The sequence below is a fragment of the Chryseobacterium panacisoli genome, from assembly GCF_008274625.1.
In the GTDB taxonomy this organism is placed as follows: Bacteria; Bacteroidota; Bacteroidia; order Flavobacteriales; family Weeksellaceae; genus Chryseobacterium; species Chryseobacterium panacisoli.
Map to the genome: position 1 here is coordinate 38,388 of NZ_VTRU01000004.1, position 15,912 is coordinate 54,299.

Here is a 15,912-nt window from a genome sequence, read left to right on the forward strand (position 1 = left end):
TTTTAGTTATTCCTATTTCGGAATTACGATCTCGGACTGATCGCCATTACTGGTATCCAAAATATTGATTAAAAGTCCCTGATTAGTATTGGTAATCTGTAAGTAGAGCGATCCGAAAAGATAATTTCCGGGCTTTATACTTCCATCACCAAACTGTTCATCAAACAGTTTTCTTGAAAGCTCACTGAGAATCTGTCTGTTGAGACTCTGGGTAAAGCTGTCAAGAGAATTTACACGATCCAGCAGATCGCTAAAATCATTTTTTTCATCAAATTGATTTTGTGCATTAGCAGAGCTCAAAAGCCACTGATAATTAAACGTATCTCCTCCGAAAGCCGGATTCACCGGTTTATAGACGAGCTGCTGAGATTTTCCGTAGAAAATACCCGCGATAAAGGTCAAAATAATGATAAGGGTTTTCATGACGGACATTTTTAATAGATAAATTCATTTTTAATAAGGTTTTTCTTAGCATTAAATTCTTTGATATATTTTAAGCTGTAGACCAGCTGCTCTTTTAAATAATCTTCTGCAGGATTGGTCATAAAACTGTATATAATTTTATCCTCAATCTGAATATTAATCTGGCCGCTTGTTCCGCGAAGGGGGAGTTCTGTAATCGTTATAGCACTGCTGCTTTTATCCGGAAGCTGGCTGTATTGCATATAAAACAGATCATAAAAATCTTTTCCGACTTTGGTTTTTGTTTCATCAATGGTCAATCCTCTCAGCTCATAAGCCGCATCTTCTTCTACCTTTGCCGTTTTCTTTTTAAAAAGATCGCTGTTGAGCTCCAGACTGTCTTTGGCGACCAGCTTTTGTGTTTCTTCATCCCTGATATAAAGAAAAGCCTTCAAGGCGTCTTTTGATTCAAGGTTGACACTGATCTCCGATAATATTTTAACTTCATTGGGATTCACAGAGAATTTACCACTCTGCTGATTGTTTGAAAGATTCCCACCGTTTCCTTTTTTAATCGAAACCAAAAGGTAGTTCAGTTCCTTATAAACAGTGGTATTGTTCATGACAATGGCTTTCAGTATAATCTGATTTTCAAGGAGGCTGCTCTCTATTCTTGCATTTATTTTTTTATCTTCCTGCCCATAGGTCCATACGGACAGGAAGCTAAAAAATGTGCTCAGGCTAAGGGAATATAAAAGTTTCATCATTTGTGTTTTAATAATTTCTCATGAAAACTGTTTTATTGTCTCCCTTTACATTGATCTGAATTCCATCCGAAATACTGTTGCTTCCTGTGACATCAATAATATTATTGTTTCCTTCTGCGGTAATGGCAGCTTTAGATTCTTTATCTGTAAATGAATTGATAAAATAAAGCGTATTAAAGTCTCCCAATTGTTGTACAGCAATATTAGTTCTGGCATTAAGAGAAAGCTCGGCATTGTTATAATCACCCATCTGAATGATATGGGTACCGTATGAAGTCTGATCAATCTGCTGCCTGGCTATAAGATTAAAGATTGTATTGCTGTTGATCTTATCCCAGTCTATTTCCTGTGCCTGTAATGGCAATAATATGAAAAGAGCAAAAACACTCCATCTTAAGGTAAACATGGCCTCTATGTATTAAAGATACTGACGCAAACCGAAGAAAACCGGAGGTAAAAAAGGAGAAACCCTGTAGTTTCTCCTTTACAATTTCTAAGATTTACAGTATGTGTTATAGGGCTTAATTGGATTGATTCACAATCATTGAGTTTCCGTTACCCACCTGAGTTCCTACGTGAATATGACTATCACCACTCTGAGCTACCCAGGTAAAGTTACCATTACCGATCTGAAGGTCAATAGCTGTGTTGGAATCTCCTACCTGGAACTGATAAAGCTGGTTGGCATTACCAATCTGTAATCCAGCAGATGTATTATCATCTCCTACCTGAACTGAAGCGGCAATATTACCTGTTCCTGCTTGTACATGATTAGCGCTGTTATCATTACCATCCTGATACTGAACAAGGATATTATCGGCTCCTACCTGAAGTCCGCTGGCATCATTTCTTCTTCCCAGCTGAACTTGAAATGCTTCATTACCACTACCTAACTGAATAGCTGAAGCATCATTTCTTCTTCCGTCCTGGTATTGAACGACAGAGTTACCTAACCCTACCTGTATCGAAGAAGCATCATTTCTTCTTCCGATCTGAGTTTGTTCTGTAGAGTTAAGAACTCCAAGCTGCCATGTTGAAGCAGAGTTTCTGTTTCCCAGCTGCATGACTTCGTTTGAGTTTCCAATACCTACCTGATCTACATCTATAGAGTTTCTGTTTCCTATACTCTGTGCAGTATTAACGTTCAAAATACCTACCTGATCAATGTCTGCAGTATTACGATTCCCTGTCTGTGTCAAAGAGTTGATGTTCAAAAGACCAGTCTGATCCACAGTAGCAACATTTAAGTTTCCTGTTTGGGTAGTTACATCAATATTGAATTGTGCAAATCCGAAACTCATGGCAAATAGTGTAAATACACCTGTAAGTAAATTTTTCATCTTAGTAAAAATTAATTGGTTAATAGTAAGGCAAAGGTAACCTCTGGATCAAAATGAAAAACCACCATCAAAGTGTAAATTTCAAAAGTCACTGTTTATAGTTGCAAGGGTCACTATTTGCCGTTGCACGGAGGTCATTGTTTTCAGTTACGGAAAAATACGGGAGTCATTTCAAGAACTATAAGTAGCTCATTCAGTGGTGAATATTGAATATTCTCCGGCCGTGATTTTCACTCATTTTTTCAAATTCACCAGGAGTATTAAAACTTCACAATGCTGGGTTTTAAAATCTTTGCGACATCCAATTATCTGTCTTTCACTTGCAAAGCAAAATTCACAACTACCCATCTTTTCACCTTACAATTGCATAGGTTAATTAATGTTAAGGCCCTTATTTCTTCAAGATATATTGTTAAATTTGAAGTATGGAAAATTTTGGAAAAGATTTATTACGAAAAATAAAAAGTGTAGAACTTCCCGGTGAACACGCCCATGGAGTTTTCTCACCTCCCTCCCGCCCCGTTTTTACTTATGATGAAGTATTGGCAAAGAATCCCAAATTTGCAGCAGTCAATATCGTTTTATATCTGAAAGACAACGAGTGGTATTTTCCATTGATTCAAAGAACGATTAATGAGCACGACAGACACAGCGGGCAGATTTCCTTGCCAGGAGGAAAGCGTGAGGAGATGGACAGAGATTTTGCGGAAACCGCAGTTCGGGAAACTTCTGAAGAAATTGGAATAGACAAACATTATGTAAGGATTATCAGAGAAATGTCTCCTATTTATATCCCACCAAGCAATTTTTATGTATATCCCTATATTTCTTATACTAAAAAGAATCCCGCCTTCGTTCTTCAGCAGACGGAAGCTGTGGAAACCATAGAATTTCCCATCACTTCCTTTCTGAATCTGTCAGATACCCCCGAAATCATGGCGCTGCCTAATGCAAACGGATATGAGGTTCCTGTTATCAATTTCAACGGATACATTATCTGGGGTGCTACAGCGATGATATTAAGCGAATTCAGCCAGTTGCTGAAAAAAATGTAACTTTGCACTACCGTGTTTAATTGAGAGATGGCGAAGAAAAATATTTTCACCGATGCATTCGGAACACCTTATTTTTTGAAAAGGTTTATTATTTTTATTTTAGGAGTTGTATCATACAGAAGATTCAACGGCTTTAATAAGTTAAAGATAACCGGAACAGAACACCTTGTGGATCTTCCGGACTCTAACGTACTTTTTGTATCCAACCATCAGACTTATTTTGCAGATGTGGCAGCAATGTACCATGCTTTCTGTGCTGTAAATAACGGATATCTAAACACGATAAAAAACCCGATCTACCTACTAAACCCTAAGATCGATTTTTACTACGTAGCAGCAGAAGAAACCATGAATAAAGGCATTCTTCCCAAAATTTTCAAAATTGCAGGTGCTGTAACGGTAAAAAGAACATGGAGAGCCGAAGGAAAAAATGTCAACAGAATGGTAGACATGAGTGAGGTAGACAATATTATGAAAGCATTGGACAATGGCTGGGTAGCGACTTTCCCTCAAGGAACTACTTCTGCTTTTGCACAGGGACGAAGAGGAACAGCCAAATTGGTAAAAAATCAGCGCCCTATTGTAATTCCGATCAAAATAAACGGATTCAGAAGAGCTTTTGATAAAAAAGGACTCCGCGTAAAGGTAACCGGTGTAAAACCTACGATGGAATTCAAAGCTCCTTTGGATATTGATTATGATAATGAAAAAGCACCGGAAATCTTATTGAAAATCATGACTGCCATTGAGCAGACAGAAGATTTCAACCTATTACACAGTTATGATGAAGAACTTAAAGCTAAAAAATTAGAACAAAAGGACTCAAATAATTAAAGTAATGACAAAAATTATGAACAAAATACTTGGAATCTTATTCACAATCATAGTATTAGTTTCATGCAACAGCCAAAAGGTATATTCGGATTTTGATATCAGCTATTCGAAAAGTGGAGGCTATGCTCCTGTATATGAAAACATGCTTATAAAAGGGAATAATGTACACTACTCTTTTGAAGGGCAGGGTAAAAAATATAAACAGGATTTTAAAATTTCTCATGAAGATTTAAAAAAACTGGATCAGGTTCTTTCTCAGAACAATTTCAGAAGAATACAGGAAGACCGCAAAAAATTGTACGATAATATTTCAACTTCCATCAACATCAAGAAAGGTTCAAATGAAGGGAGTAAATCGGATGCCAGTATGATTATTCCGAATTACCAGACCAACTGGAACAACATTCTTGAAGCTTTCCAGCAGATCATTAATACTAATGTTAAAAAACAGTAAATACAATTGAAAACCCACTTCATTGCCATTGGCGGAAGCGCCATGCATAATCTTGCGATTGCATTAAAAGACAAAGGATATCAGGTGACAGGTTCTGATGATGCCATTTTTGAGCCTTCAAAATCCCGCCTGGAAAAGAAAGGAATTCTGCCTCAGGAAATGGGCTGGTTCCCGGAAAAAATAACTCCGGATATTGATGCTGTTATTCTTGGGATGCATGCCCACCAGGATAATCCTGAGCTGGCAAGAGCAAAAGAACTGGGGCTGAAAATATATTCTTATCCTGAATTCCTTTACGAACAGTCAAAAAATAAAACAAGAGTTGTGATTGCCGGATCACATGGTAAAACAACCATCACTTCAATGATCCTTCATGTTTTGAATTTCCATCAGAAAGATGTGGATTTCATGGTAGGCGCTCAGCTTGAAGGTTTCGACTGTATGGTAAAACTGACTCAGGATAATGATTTCATGGTGCTGGAAGGTGATGAATACCTTTCTTCTCCTATTGATCTTCGTTCTAAATTTTTACTGTATCAGCCGAATATCGCTTTAATGAGTGGTATTGCATGGGATCATATCAATGTTTTCAAAACATTTGATGATTATATAGATCAGTTCAGAAAGTTTGTAGCGAGTATTACAGCAGGTGGAGTTCTGGTATACAATGAAGAAGATGCTGAAGTGGTGAAAGTAGTGGACAATGCTGAAAACTATTTCAGAAAGATTCCTTATAAAACGCCTGAATACGAAATCAACAATGGTAAAGTGTATTTAAAAACTGAAATGGGAGATGTTCCGCTTTCTGTTTTTGGAGCCCACAACCTGTTGAATATGGAAGGAGCAAGACATATCTGCCGACAGCTTGGTATTATGGATGAAGACTTTTATGAGGCTATCATGAGCTTCAAAGGGGCATCCAAACGCCTTGAAAAAGTAGAAAGAGAAGATAAAGGAACTCTTTATAAAGATTTCGCTCATGCACCAAGCAAAGTGAAGGCAGCTGTAAAAGCATTTACGGAACAATTCAAAAATGATAAGAAATATGGATTTCTGGAACTACACACCTATTCCAGCTTAAATCCGGCCTTCCTTGAGCAATATGACCATGCCATGGATGGTTTGGAAGAAGCTATTGTGTTCTATTCTGAAGATGCTTTAAAGATCAAAAGAATGGAACCTATATCACCAGAATTTATCAAAGAAAAATTCAAGAACGAAAATTTAAAGGTTTTTACAAACACTGAAGATCTTCATGCCTATTGGAATACATTGGATAAAACGGATGGTGTTTATTTAATGATGAGTTCCGGAAATTTTGGCGGACTTGATTTAACAAAATAAATAAAAAGCTTCAGCATATAATCTGAAGCTTTTTTTATTAAGCAATATTTCTAATTATTCAATCTTTTGTTGTTGATCAACTCAATACTTTTGATAGATCCTACCGGTGAAATTTTTATCGTTTTGTTTCCTTTTGCCAGATAGATGTAATACATACTGTTTGAGCCTATCAGATGAACCAGATCAGAACTATCATCACCATAATTTAATTTATAATCATATTTAAGTCTGTTCTCCTTTATTCTTTTCGTTAATGTCATCCCTTCTCCCATGCCTATTCCTACAAAGAAAGACAATAGCATCATGGCCAGAAATCTTACAAACATATTGGTAAAATGATTCTCAATAGCCTCTTTACTCATATTTTCATGTTCTTTAAGAGAAGCCATTTTCAGTGCCCATTTTTTATTCTTATTACTTTGCTTTGATAAATAGGACGGAAAGGCAAATGAAGATACAACGATAACAAGCAGGGCAATCAGTATTACCGGATGAGCAGTCAGAGTAGCAATCGGGCTTATCAAAATATCCATTATGGTTGAATATTTCAGAATATTAATGCCTATCTGGTAGTAGAAGACACTCTCTTTTAGTATTCCCATTACTACAAGAAACAAGTATCCGAACGGGAGTGATTTTTGAATTCCTTCTGAAAACTTCATTTATATTTTCGCTGATTTTAGTTTTTATATTTCACGAAAATAGAAAATTAACCGCAATTTGAAAGCAAATTGATCTATCTTTCACATTCTTTGATCAGATTTTTCAAAATCTCTTCTGTGGAAAGTTCACTATACTGATGAATAGACTGCCCAACCCAGATCCCCACAAATTCCGGATTTTGCAGAGTTTTTGCTGCTTTACGCAATGCATTGGTCAGTTTGTTCTGATAAGGATAGGGTAAAATATATTCTGAATTTTCAACCGTTTCTATAAACTGATTTTTCACTCCTCTGGCATATCTTCCCGAAAAGCTCTTCGTTAAAACAATTTCCTCTTCTGTTACTTTTTTCAGTCTTTCCTTTTCAAAAGGCTGTAAGGCACTTTCCCGGGAAGCTAATAGAAGATTACCCACCTGAAAACCCTTTGCTCCCAAATCTTTAACAGCCTGTAATGTTCTTGCTCCATAGATTCCCCCTGCATAGATCAAAGGAACATTCACATGATCATACACCTGTGACAGCAAAGATAACCCTCCGATATGCGGAATATGCTCTGCCTCAAAACTTCCCCTGTGGCCACCCGCCTCTATTCCCTGAACACAGATCATATCAATCCCCAATTTTTCAAGCTGCAAAGCCTCATTCACAGACGTACAGGTTCCGATAAGGGTAACTCTGTTTTCTTTTAATTTCTGAATACTCTGATCATCCAGATTCCCGAATGTGAAACTCAAGATTTTACAATTTTCCTCTATAATGGCATCCACCTGCTCATGATAGGTGTTTATCTTTATCGCCTCAAGTTCCGGAAGCTCTACTTCAATATTATTTTTTTTGGCCAGCTGCTCAAGAAACTGCTTTGTTTTAGTAAACTTTTCTTTTAAAGCATCCGTCACTTCAGGTATGTGATGTACAAATATATTGGCTGCAAAAGGTTTATCAGTAATTTTTTTCGTTTCTCTTATCAATTCAACAGACTGATCCGCAGAAAGATCTGCCAGCGCCAGTGATCCCAGACAATCTGCTTTTGCAGCAGCTGCCACCATCTGTACTGTACTTACTCCAAACATCGGAGCCTGAATCACAGGATATTGTATCCCTAGTTTTTTACTGATTGTATCCGGCCAAAACATAAGAATTATTTTTATTAAAATTTACGAAGAAAGCAGCAATGAAAGTCATTCAATACTATGATATTACTCAGAATATAGTTTAAAGTTCAAGATTTTGAGTTTAAGGTTGTTGATAAACATCTATTGCATGTTGAACAAAGTAAGACTTATTTTGTTTTCCTTAATTCTTTATAATGTAATTTTGATACTGGATCAAGCTTTTCTGTGGCATAAGAAAATGTAACAGCAGGCATTGTTTTAGCATAAGTAATGAGAAAATCATATAGTTTCTTTTTGTCTTTTTTTCCAGCTTCTCTTACCCAGCTTCCCACCGCTTTATTCACCAGTTCATTGGAATCATGAATAAGGATTTCAGCAATAGCAAAAGTATCCTCCACATCATTTTTCCTGATAAAAGCATGAGTACTTACAATGGCTGTTCTCCTTTCCCACGGGCTTTCGGAATAAGCAAGCTTATATAAAACATCTCTCGATTTGTCAATAAGATATTCCCCAATAATACTTCTGGCTGCCCTGTCTACAAAATCCCAGTTATTCAAACGGTCATGACGATTCAGATACAGATCAAAGAGGTTTTTCTTCTGATCTTCAGTAATTTTTTTACTTCTGGCCTGGAAATCCATGATACTCACTGCCCCCATCCTTACTTCATAAAAATCGCTGTCAAGGAGTTTATTGACCTCACCCAGAGGCATTGCAGAAAACTCTTTAGCCGTAGTAAAGACATCTCCGAATTTCACTCCGAAACTCTTTGTTATCCCATCATTTCCTTTGAAAAACTTCTCCACTTTATCGAGCTCTTTTTCATTCCTGAATAACGAGAGTGTTTCTATAAATTCCTGTGCCGTCATGGGTTATTATTAATTTAAAAATCCCGCAGATCTCATAAATTACACGGATTAAAAATCTGCGTTTTCTGCGAAATCTGCGGGAGTATTCTTACTCTTTATTTCTATTAAATATCCGCTACGGAATTCAGCATTTTTTGTTCCCATTCAGGATCTTTAGGATCAAAGAACAGTCTTTTTCCTGTATCTAAAGAACAGACAACATTCATTTCATCTTCTGTAAGTTCAAAATCAAATACATTAAAGTTTTCTTCAATTCTTGATGGTGTCACAGATTTCGGAATCACTACAAATCCTTCTTGTAAATGCCATCTCAGAATGACCTGAGCTACGGTTTTACCATATTTTTCTGCAATTGCCTGCAGGTCAGGATTGCTCAAAAGCTGGGCATTGCCGTTTCCAAGCGGACTCCATGGCTGGGTTATGATATCATTTTCTCTGTCGTATACCTGCAATTCTTTTTGCTGGAATACCGGATGCAGCTCAATCTGGTTGATTACCGGCAACACTGTTGAATTAGCTTTTAATTCTTCCAGTTTTTCAATTGTAAAATTACATACGCCTATAGCTTTAATCTTTCCTTCCTTGTATAATTCTTCCAAAGCTTTCCAGGTTCCTAAAAAGTCTCCATAAGGCCAGTGGATAAGGTACATATCAAGATAATCCATCTGCAATCTGTCTAATGTTCTCTGAAAAGCACTTTTCGCTTTTTCATACCCATGATCCTGAACCCATACTTTTGATGTGATAAACAATGCTTCTCTGTCTACTTCGCTATTTTTCACCCCAGCACCTACTGCCGTTTCATTCTGATAAATAGCCGCAGTATCAATCATTCTATATCCGCTCTGAATAGCTTTTATTACCGCATTCTCACATTCTTTCAGGTCTTCCATCTGCCATACTCCGAAGCCTAAAGCAGGAATATCCACGCCGTTATTTAAGGTTACCACAGGCTGTCCTGTATAGGTTTTCTTTTGCATAAGTCTTTATTTAATTATTAATATAAAGTGATAAACAAATTTGCAACAAAAATTTGAAAATACAGCCTACCAATTTTACTGTTTACCTTAAAAAATGGTTATATAATGAGGTAATTTCAGCTTTCAGTTTTGATTTTTGGCTGCTGGTTTACAGTCCAGCTAGTACCCCAACGCTATTTTCTTTATTTTTGCTTAAATTAAAAAAAGATCATGTCACAGAATATCAGACTGGCTGCTGTAGAAGATTATCCGGAAATTATGAAAATCTGGGAATCAGCGGTGAAAGCAACTCACAATTTTCTTGCTGAGGAGGATTTTAATTATTTTAAAGAAGTCATTCCAAGAGACTATCTTCCTAACCTGGAAGTTTATTTAATCACTGAAGATCATGAAGCTAAAGGATTTGCCTCCGTAGCAGAAGGTAACCTGGAAATGCTTTTCATTCACAATGATACACGTGGAAAAGGTTATGGTAAAACGCTTTATCAGTTTATGAAAGAGAAAACCGGACTCACCAAAGTAGACGTCAATGAACAGAATTCTCAAGCAATAGGGTTTTATGAAAAAATGGGTTTCAAAAAGATCGGAAGATCAGAAAAAGACGGTTCAGGAAAAGATTATCCACTTATTCATATGAGTCTGTAATATGGAAAATTTTTCATTCAATCAATTAAATTCTGATTCGGAGATACCCTATCATTTACTGCTCCTGGCAGATGAAACCAAAGAAGCTATTGATCAATATATTTTCAAATCTGACATCTATCTTTTACATGACGGCATCGAAGACGTTGCGGTGATGGCATTATTCAAAATCAGCGATACAGAACTGGAAATCAAAAACATTGCAGTGATGGAATGCTACAGAAGCAAAGGAATCGGAAGTATTCTGATGAATAAAGCAAAGGAAATTGCCAAAGAAAATCATTATAAAACGCTGACTGTCGGAACATCGGATACCGGCTTCCAACAGATCAGATTTTATGAGAAAAACGGTTTCATCAAAAGTGGAATTCTGAATGATTTTTTTATTGAGAATTATCCAGTCCCTATCTATGAAAACGGTTTACAAATGCGGGATATGGTTTTACTAACCCATTACCTGACGGAATAAGCCTTTAATATGCTCTATTTCGGTTTGATAATTCGTTTTTTTACGGCATCCGAAGTACAATGTATTTTCAAATTTCTTTTTTCCTTCCCAGATTAACTGAACTTCACCGCTTTCGATATCGCTTCTGCATAGAAAATCGGGAACAACAGCTAATCCTGTTCCACCTTTCAGACAACGGATGATGGAGTTCATGTTGGGAACAATATAATTAGGACGGAAATTGGGTTTATGACCAAAATTCAATATCCAGAACTGGAAAAGGTGTTCCATATCTCCGGTAGTTCCGTACCATTTTTCATTCTTCAGCCATCCTTCAATCTGCTCTATATCTTTTGTTTTTAACACTTTATTGAAAGCAGTTTTATCCACATCTTTCCCTCCTACTAGAACGATCTGCTCGGAAGAGAATGCTTCATGTTCGATATTGGGTGAAGATCCTTTTTTCGGCGTAATGATAAGGTCGAGAATTCCTTTGTCCAGCTGATCCAGCATTTCCGGATATTCTCCAAAACTTATAATCAGGTTAAAAGGCAATGAAGAAACATACTGTTCCAAAGTGGTCTGAAACGTTTCAAAACACATTCCCACACTAATGGTAGGAGTATGTTTTTCAGTAGATTTCTGAAAGTTTTTTTCTACATCTTCCAGTTTGGTAATAGGTTCAGCAACGGCATTAAATAATACTTTCCCTCGTTCTGTAGGGATCATTTTTCTACCGGTCCTGTCAAATAGTTTGTATCCTACATAAGCTTCCAAAGAACTTAAATGCAGGCTCACTCCCGGCTGTGATATGAATAAAGCATCCGCAGCACCCGTCAATGTACCGGTTTTATAGATCGCCTTAAAAGTACGATACCATTCTAAATTGACCATGATTTAATTATTAATATTCTGATGCAAATTTACAAAATAATTATAATATTAATACATTTTCATTCTTTAGAAATGATGCATAATAATCCGGAATCCCGCTTTCTTTTATCTGACGGGCTGTTTCATCAATCGGATATGGTAATTGTACAATTTCCGGAGTAATTTTTTCTTCATCTAAAGTGAATATGACATAAGAAGCCAGCCTGTTTTCTTCTTTAGAGCGGCCCACAGAGCCACAATTGACAGCCCATCCTCCATTTTTAAGCTGTTTTTGAAAAGATAAATGGGTATGTCCCATCACTACCACATCAGCTCGGGAGTCTTTTAGCATATTTTCAAAAACCTCATCATTTTCTGATTCATAAAGATAAGTATCATTACTTTCAAGACTGGAATGAACCAATTGAATGCTCCAGTGCCTTTCCCCTACTTTATAGTTTAATTTTAAATGAAAAGGCAGTTCTGATAAAAACTTTTTATTCTCTTTTGTAATATGTTTTTTAGAGTGATCGATCGCTATGAATCGGGCATTCGTCTCTTCTTCCGAATGTTTAGACAAGGGAACAACAGGAATATCAAAAGCAATTCTTTCATCATGATTTCCCATCAGGCAGAGAATACTCATACTTCTGATTTTTTCAATAACCTCATTTCCCCAAGGAGCAAAATCCACAAGATCTCCTAAACAAAATTTCTGCCTGATTCCTCTCTGCTCAATATCTTTCAACACCACTTCCAGGGCAGGAAGATTTCCATGCACATCACTAAAAACCGCTATCTGTATCATTGTCCTTCAATTTGTTAAACAAATTTACACGACAGAGAGGAATTTCAGTTCAGATATGATATGACATTTTACCATTAGTGCTATCAATAGTCAATTTTTGCTGCGCAAAGTCAATGGTGAATTGGTATACTTACAAAAATTCACAAGCGAAGCGGATTCATTATTGACTATTAACCATTAGTGCCATCAATAGTCAATTTTTGCTGTGCAAAGTCAATGGTGAATTGGTATACTTACAAAAATTCACAAGCAAAGCGGATTCATTATTGACTATTAACCATTAGTGCCATCAATAGTCAATTTTTGCTGTGCAAAGTGAATAGTGAATCAGCATAATTACAAAAATTCACAAGCGAAGCGAATTCATTATCGACTATTAACCATTAGTGCCATCAATAGTCAATTTTTGCTGTGCAAAGTCAATGGTGAATTGGTATACTCACAAAAATTCACAAGCGAAGCGAATTGACTATTGACTATTGACTATTCACTCCCGATCTTCAACTTTAAACCCAAAACCTGAATCAGACGAACTATAATTTTAATAATACTTTCCTATAATTTATATTATTTTTATTATACAAACATCTATCCTAACTTTGCAGAGTAAAATTTAAACAATCATAAAAAATGAAAAAAGTACTAATCATCAACGGAGGACAGAATTTCGGACATTCCGGAGGAAAATATAATCAGACTATTGCAGAAAACACAGTAGCAGCTCTTAAAGAATTTGATAATGTAGAAGTGAAGATCACCAATATAAGTGAAAACTATGATAAAAATGAAGAAGTACAAAAGTTTGTCTGGGCAGATTACATTATTTACCATACTCCGATCTGGTGGTTTCAGCTTCCGAACGGATTGAAAAGATATATTGATGAAGTTTTCACAGCAGGTCATGCAAAAGGAATTTATATGAGCGATGGAAGAAAAGCTGAGAATCCTGAAATCAATTATGGTACAGGAGGAATGCTTGGCGGCAGAAAATATATGCTGACTACAAGCTGGAATGCTCCTGCAACAGCTTTCACACTTCCCGGAGAATTCTTCAGTGAAAGAAGTGTAGATGATGGACCGTTATTTGGTTTCCATAGAATGAATGCCTTTGTGTCGTTAGAAAAAATGGAAAGTTTCCACTTCCATGATGTGGAGAAAAATGCCAATATAGAACGTGATATGAAGCTTTACAGAGAACATGTAAGAAACGTATTTGAAAAAGAATTAAAACCAGAATTAGTATCATGAAAAAAATACTGATAACAGGTATTACCGGCTATATAGGAGGTACTATCGCTAAAAAACTGCTTGACAGAAATTATGAAGTAATTGGGTTAGTTCGTAATGAAAATCATGTACAGGAACTGGAATCATTAGGTATCAAAACCGTTATTGGAAATATCCACAATGAAGATCTTATAAAAACAGCCGTTGCCGGCGTTGATGCAGTAATCCACAATGCTGATTCCGCAGATGATGCCTATGCAGTGGATAATTTTATCAAAGCAATGGAAGGAAACCATAAAACATTTATATTTACTTCAGGATCTGCTATTTTCGGTGGTAAAGAAAATGGCAAAAGAAGTGATTTTGTGTTTACTGAAGATTTCCCTCTGACTCCAAGACTGGAAATGGCTTCAAGGGTACTTATCAACAATCATGTACTTCAATCTGTTCAAAAAGCTATAAGAAGTATCGTTATTGTTCCTACTATGGTTTACGGAGAAGGTTTAGGAATAAAAAAAGACAGTATTCAGATTCCGGCTCTGGTTACTTTTTCCAAGAAAAAAGGGCACGGTGTTTATTTTGGAGAAGGTGAAAATATCTGGTCCAACTTGCATATTGAAGATTTGGCAGATCTTTATGTACTGGCCCTGGAAAAAGCAAAAGGAGGCTCTATCTATTACGCAGAGAATGGTGCTTCATCTTTGAAAAACATTGCAGAAATCATCAGTAAAAAATATAACCTGGCACCGGCCCAATCTTTAAGTATACAGGATGCTGTTGACAATTTCGGACCTGCAGGCGGCTACTTCGGCTTTGCATCCAACAGCAGATGTAGTGCAGACAAAGCCAGAACAGAACTTGAATGGAAACCACTTTATAACTCAATTGAAAATTTTATTTAATATGAAAATTCATCTTACAGCAATTATAAAAGCCAAAGAAGAACATCAGCCAGAGGTATTGGAAGTTCTTCAGAATATGGTAAAAGAAACAAGAAAAGAAGAAGCATGCGAGCTTTACAGCCTCCATCAGGGAATTGAAGACAAAAACGAATTTGTTTTCTACGAAATCTGGAAAAGTAAAGAGGGGCTGGATCAGCACAATCAGCAGCCTTATATTCAGGCTTTCGGAGCTTTAGTAGATGAGAAGCTTCAGGAAAAACCACAAATTTATATCACCAATATTATTTAATAATGAAAAAATTAGCGTTTTTAATGCTGGCGATCTTCACAATAGGATTCGCTCAAGCACAAACAAAAAAATCAAAAAATATGAAAAAGAAAATTTTATTTGTCGTAACCAGCCATGATAAAAAAGGAAGTACTGGTGAAGATACAGGCTATTATTTGGGAGAAGTTTCGCATCCTTGGGAAGTTCTTCACAAAGCAGGATATGAAATTGACTTTGTAAGTCCTAAAGGTGGAACTCCTCCTGTAGACGGATTCGATTTGAAAGATCCGGTAAACAAAGAATTCTGGGAAAATAAAGAATATAAGAATAAGATTGATCATTCTATGACCCCCTCTCAGGTAAACCCGAAAGAATATTCAACCATCTTTTATGCAGGAGGACATGGAGCTATGTGGGATTTTGCAGATAATAAAGACTTAGCAGATATCGCTTCAAAAATCTATGAAAACGGAGGTATTGTAGCAGCTGTATGCCATGGTCCGGCTGGATTGGTAAATATCAAACTGAATAACGGGAAATATCTTGTAGACGGAAAGAGAATCAATGCTTTCACTAATGAAGAGGAAGCTGAAGTAAAATTAACAGATATAGTTCCTTTCTTATTAGAAAACAAACTGAAAGAAAGAGGAGCGCAATTTGAAAAATCAGGACTTTGGCAGAACCATGTAGTTACAGATCAGAGAGTGATCACAGGACAGAATCCACAGTCTGCAAAGAGCGTTGGAGAAGCCATTTTAAAAGAATTAAATAATAAATAATTTTTAACTACAAAAGTCGCAAAAGTTTTAAACACTTAAGTAAAAGCTATAATGCAGACTGTTGATAAGAACACTTAAGTTTTTGAAAATCTCCGATTTTTGCGAATACTACAATTGAAACGGCTAGAATTCCCCTCTTC

The 15,912-nt window shown here is 36.4% G+C and carries 20 protein-coding genes; 10 read left to right on the forward strand and 10 right to left on the reverse strand.

From position 1 onward, the window contains the following. Positions 1-12: 12 nt before the first annotated feature. The 4 genes from FW781_RS15780 to FW781_RS15795 all read right to left on the reverse strand — a co-directional run bounded on the left by FW781_RS15780 (position 13) and on the right by FW781_RS15795 (position 2,509). Positions 13-423 carry a curli production assembly/transport component CsgF gene (locus tag FW781_RS15780; RefSeq protein ID WP_149388319.1) on the reverse strand — a complete coding sequence of 137 codons (411 nt, stop codon included), beginning with the start codon at positions 421-423 and terminating at the stop codon, positions 13-15. A gap of 11 nt (positions 424-434) precedes the next feature. Beyond that, positions 435-1,169 (reverse strand): curli production assembly/transport protein CsgE, encoded by a 735-nt coding sequence (locus FW781_RS15785; RefSeq protein WP_228720215.1) that lies wholly within the window; start codon positions 1,167-1,169, stop codon positions 435-437. A gap of 7 nt (positions 1,170-1,176) precedes the next feature. Next, a complete protein-coding gene (locus FW781_RS15790) occupies positions 1,177-1,575 on the reverse strand; it encodes a hypothetical protein (RefSeq protein WP_149388320.1) in 399 nt (132 codons plus the stop codon). Between the two features lie 115 nt (positions 1,576-1,690). Further along, positions 1,691-2,509: an RIP homotypic interaction motif-containing protein gene (locus FW781_RS15795; protein ID WP_149388321.1), complete on the reverse strand. Its 819-nt coding sequence runs from the start codon at positions 2,507-2,509 to the stop codon at positions 1,691-1,693. A 425-nt stretch (positions 2,510-2,934) separates the two neighbouring features. On the opposite strand from FW781_RS15795, the gene FW781_RS15800 reads away from it, so the two are divergent. Genes FW781_RS15800 through FW781_RS15815 form a run of 4 tightly spaced genes read left to right on the forward strand, consistent with a single transcriptional unit; the run spans position 2,935 to position 6,196 of the window. Continuing rightward, positions 2,935-3,564, forward strand: a complete 630-nt coding sequence (locus tag FW781_RS15800) for an NUDIX hydrolase (protein WP_047373747.1) — start codon at positions 2,935-2,937, stop codon at positions 3,562-3,564. A 27-nt stretch (positions 3,565-3,591) separates the two neighbouring features. Next, complete coding sequence (locus tag FW781_RS15805) at positions 3,592-4,398, forward strand: lysophospholipid acyltransferase family protein (RefSeq protein ID WP_047373745.1); 807 nt, start codon at positions 3,592-3,594, stop codon at positions 4,396-4,398. Positions 4,399-4,414: 16 nt separating this feature from the next. Then, positions 4,415-4,852 (forward strand): hypothetical protein, encoded by a 438-nt coding sequence (locus FW781_RS15810; RefSeq protein WP_149388322.1) that lies wholly within the window; start codon positions 4,415-4,417, stop codon positions 4,850-4,852. 6 nt (positions 4,853-4,858) lie between these two features. Beyond that, positions 4,859-6,196 carry a UDP-N-acetylmuramate--L-alanine ligase gene (locus tag FW781_RS15815; protein WP_149388323.1) on the forward strand — a complete coding sequence of 446 codons (1,338 nt, stop codon included), beginning with the start codon at positions 4,859-4,861 and terminating at the stop codon, positions 6,194-6,196. Positions 6,197-6,246: 50 nt separating this feature from the next. On the opposite strand, the gene FW781_RS15820 is transcribed toward FW781_RS15815, so the two are convergent. The 4 genes from FW781_RS15820 to FW781_RS15835 all read right to left on the reverse strand — a co-directional run bounded on the left by FW781_RS15820 (position 6,247) and on the right by FW781_RS15835 (position 9,822). After that, positions 6,247-6,858: a hypothetical protein gene (locus FW781_RS15820; RefSeq protein WP_149388324.1), complete on the reverse strand. Its 612-nt coding sequence runs from the start codon at positions 6,856-6,858 to the stop codon at positions 6,247-6,249. A 74-nt stretch (positions 6,859-6,932) separates the two neighbouring features. Beyond that, positions 6,933-7,991 (reverse strand): NAD(P)H-dependent flavin oxidoreductase, encoded by a 1,059-nt coding sequence (locus tag FW781_RS15825; protein WP_149388325.1) that lies wholly within the window; start codon positions 7,989-7,991, stop codon positions 6,933-6,935. Positions 7,992-8,137: 146 nt separating this feature from the next. Beyond that, the gene (locus FW781_RS15830; RefSeq protein ID WP_149388326.1) at positions 8,138-8,842 is read right to left on the reverse strand and encodes a DNA alkylation repair protein; all 705 of its coding nucleotides are present in this window, start codon (positions 8,840-8,842) and stop codon (positions 8,138-8,140) included. Positions 8,843-8,946: 104 nt separating this feature from the next. Then, complete coding sequence (locus FW781_RS15835; protein ID WP_149388327.1) at positions 8,947-9,822, reverse strand: aldo/keto reductase; 876 nt, start codon at positions 9,820-9,822, stop codon at positions 8,947-8,949. 210 nt (positions 9,823-10,032) lie between these two features. On the opposite strand from FW781_RS15835, the gene FW781_RS15840 reads away from it, so the two are divergent. Both FW781_RS15840 and FW781_RS15845 read left to right on the forward strand, forming a co-directional pair. Further along, entirely contained in the window at positions 10,033-10,467 is a 435-nt protein-coding gene (locus FW781_RS15840) for a GNAT family N-acetyltransferase (RefSeq protein WP_149388328.1), read from the forward strand. Position 10,468: 1 nt separating this feature from the next. Next, positions 10,469-10,936 carry a GNAT family N-acetyltransferase gene (locus FW781_RS15845; RefSeq protein WP_149388329.1) on the forward strand — a complete coding sequence of 156 codons (468 nt, stop codon included), beginning with the start codon at positions 10,469-10,471 and terminating at the stop codon, positions 10,934-10,936. Here the strand turns inward: FW781_RS15845 and FW781_RS15850 are convergent. Then, a complete protein-coding gene (locus FW781_RS15850; protein ID WP_149388330.1) occupies positions 10,913-11,809 on the reverse strand; it encodes a LysR family transcriptional regulator in 897 nt (298 codons plus the stop codon). The two genes, FW781_RS15845 and FW781_RS15850, sit on opposite strands and share 24 nt — an antisense overlap. A 40-nt stretch (positions 11,810-11,849) precedes the next feature. Beyond that, positions 11,850-12,596 carry a metallophosphoesterase family protein gene (locus FW781_RS15855; RefSeq protein WP_149388331.1) on the reverse strand — a complete coding sequence of 249 codons (747 nt, stop codon included), beginning with the start codon at positions 12,594-12,596 and terminating at the stop codon, positions 11,850-11,852. A gap of 630 nt (positions 12,597-13,226) precedes the next feature. Between FW781_RS15855 and FW781_RS15860 the strand changes: the two genes are divergently transcribed. The 4 genes from FW781_RS15860 to FW781_RS15875 all read left to right on the forward strand — a co-directional run bounded on the left by FW781_RS15860 (position 13,227) and on the right by FW781_RS15875 (position 15,772). Then, on the forward strand, positions 13,227-13,844 hold the full coding sequence (locus FW781_RS15860) for an NAD(P)H-dependent oxidoreductase (protein WP_149388332.1): 618 nt from the start codon (positions 13,227-13,229) through the stop codon (positions 13,842-13,844). Further along, complete coding sequence (locus FW781_RS15865) at positions 13,841-14,725, forward strand: NAD-dependent epimerase/dehydratase family protein (RefSeq protein ID WP_149388333.1); 885 nt, start codon at positions 13,841-13,843, stop codon at positions 14,723-14,725. The genes FW781_RS15860 and FW781_RS15865 overlap by 4 nt, the downstream gene beginning before the upstream one ends. Position 14,726: 1 nt before the next feature. Continuing rightward, on the forward strand, positions 14,727-15,014 hold the full coding sequence (locus tag FW781_RS15870) for a putative quinol monooxygenase (protein ID WP_047382718.1): 288 nt from the start codon (positions 14,727-14,729) through the stop codon (positions 15,012-15,014). A gap of 80 nt (positions 15,015-15,094) precedes the next feature. Next, complete coding sequence (locus FW781_RS15875; RefSeq protein WP_149388334.1) at positions 15,095-15,772, forward strand: type 1 glutamine amidotransferase domain-containing protein; 678 nt, start codon at positions 15,095-15,097, stop codon at positions 15,770-15,772. Positions 15,773-15,912 lie beyond the last annotated feature (140 nt).

What these genes read in the sequence shown, in the direction of transcription:
- FW781_RS15780 (WP_149388319.1), bottom strand. Translation starts at nt 423, where the DNA reads ATGAAAACCCTTATCATTATTTTGACCTTTATCGCGGGTATTTTCTAC.
- FW781_RS15870 (WP_047382718.1), top strand. Translation starts at nt 14,727, where the DNA reads ATGAAAATTCATCTTACAGCAATTATAAAAGCCAAAGAAGAACATCAG.
- FW781_RS15810 (WP_149388322.1), top strand. Translation starts at nt 4,415, where the DNA reads ATGAACAAAATACTTGGAATCTTATTCACAATCATAGTATTAGTTTCA.
- FW781_RS15855 (WP_149388331.1), bottom strand. Translation starts at nt 12,596, where the DNA reads ATGATACAGATAGCGGTTTTTAGTGATGTGCATGGAAATCTTCCTGCC.
- FW781_RS15790 (WP_149388320.1), bottom strand. Translation starts at nt 1,575, where the DNA reads ATGTTTACCTTAAGATGGAGTGTTTTTGCTCTTTTCATATTATTGCCA.
- FW781_RS15845 (WP_149388329.1), top strand. Translation starts at nt 10,469, where the DNA reads ATGGAAAATTTTTCATTCAATCAATTAAATTCTGATTCGGAGATACCC.
- FW781_RS15840 (WP_149388328.1), top strand. Translation starts at nt 10,033, where the DNA reads ATGTCACAGAATATCAGACTGGCTGCTGTAGAAGATTATCCGGAAATT.
- FW781_RS15875 (WP_149388334.1), top strand. Translation starts at nt 15,095, where the DNA reads ATGAAAAAGAAAATTTTATTTGTCGTAACCAGCCATGATAAAAAAGGA.
- FW781_RS15860 (WP_149388332.1), top strand. Translation starts at nt 13,227, where the DNA reads ATGAAAAAAGTACTAATCATCAACGGAGGACAGAATTTCGGACATTCC.
- FW781_RS15835 (WP_149388327.1), bottom strand. Translation starts at nt 9,822, where the DNA reads ATGCAAAAGAAAACCTATACAGGACAGCCTGTGGTAACCTTAAATAAC.
- FW781_RS15785 (WP_228720215.1), bottom strand. Translation starts at nt 1,169, where the DNA reads ATGATGAAACTTTTATATTCCCTTAGCCTGAGCACATTTTTTAGCTTC.
- FW781_RS15850 (WP_149388330.1), bottom strand. Translation starts at nt 11,809, where the DNA reads ATGGTCAATTTAGAATGGTATCGTACTTTTAAGGCGATCTATAAAACC.
- FW781_RS15825 (WP_149388325.1), bottom strand. Translation starts at nt 7,991, where the DNA reads ATGTTTTGGCCGGATACAATCAGTAAAAAACTAGGGATACAATATCCT.
- FW781_RS15800 (WP_047373747.1), top strand. Translation starts at nt 2,935, where the DNA reads ATGGAAAATTTTGGAAAAGATTTATTACGAAAAATAAAAAGTGTAGAA.
- FW781_RS15820 (WP_149388324.1), bottom strand. Translation starts at nt 6,858, where the DNA reads ATGAAGTTTTCAGAAGGAATTCAAAAATCACTCCCGTTCGGATACTTG.
- FW781_RS15865 (WP_149388333.1), top strand. Translation starts at nt 13,841, where the DNA reads ATGAAAAAAATACTGATAACAGGTATTACCGGCTATATAGGAGGTACT.
- FW781_RS15830 (WP_149388326.1), bottom strand. Translation starts at nt 8,842, where the DNA reads ATGACGGCACAGGAATTTATAGAAACACTCTCGTTATTCAGGAATGAA.
- FW781_RS15805 (WP_047373745.1), top strand. Translation starts at nt 3,592, where the DNA reads ATGGCGAAGAAAAATATTTTCACCGATGCATTCGGAACACCTTATTTT.
- FW781_RS15795 (WP_149388321.1), bottom strand. Translation starts at nt 2,509, where the DNA reads ATGAAAAATTTACTTACAGGTGTATTTACACTATTTGCCATGAGTTTC.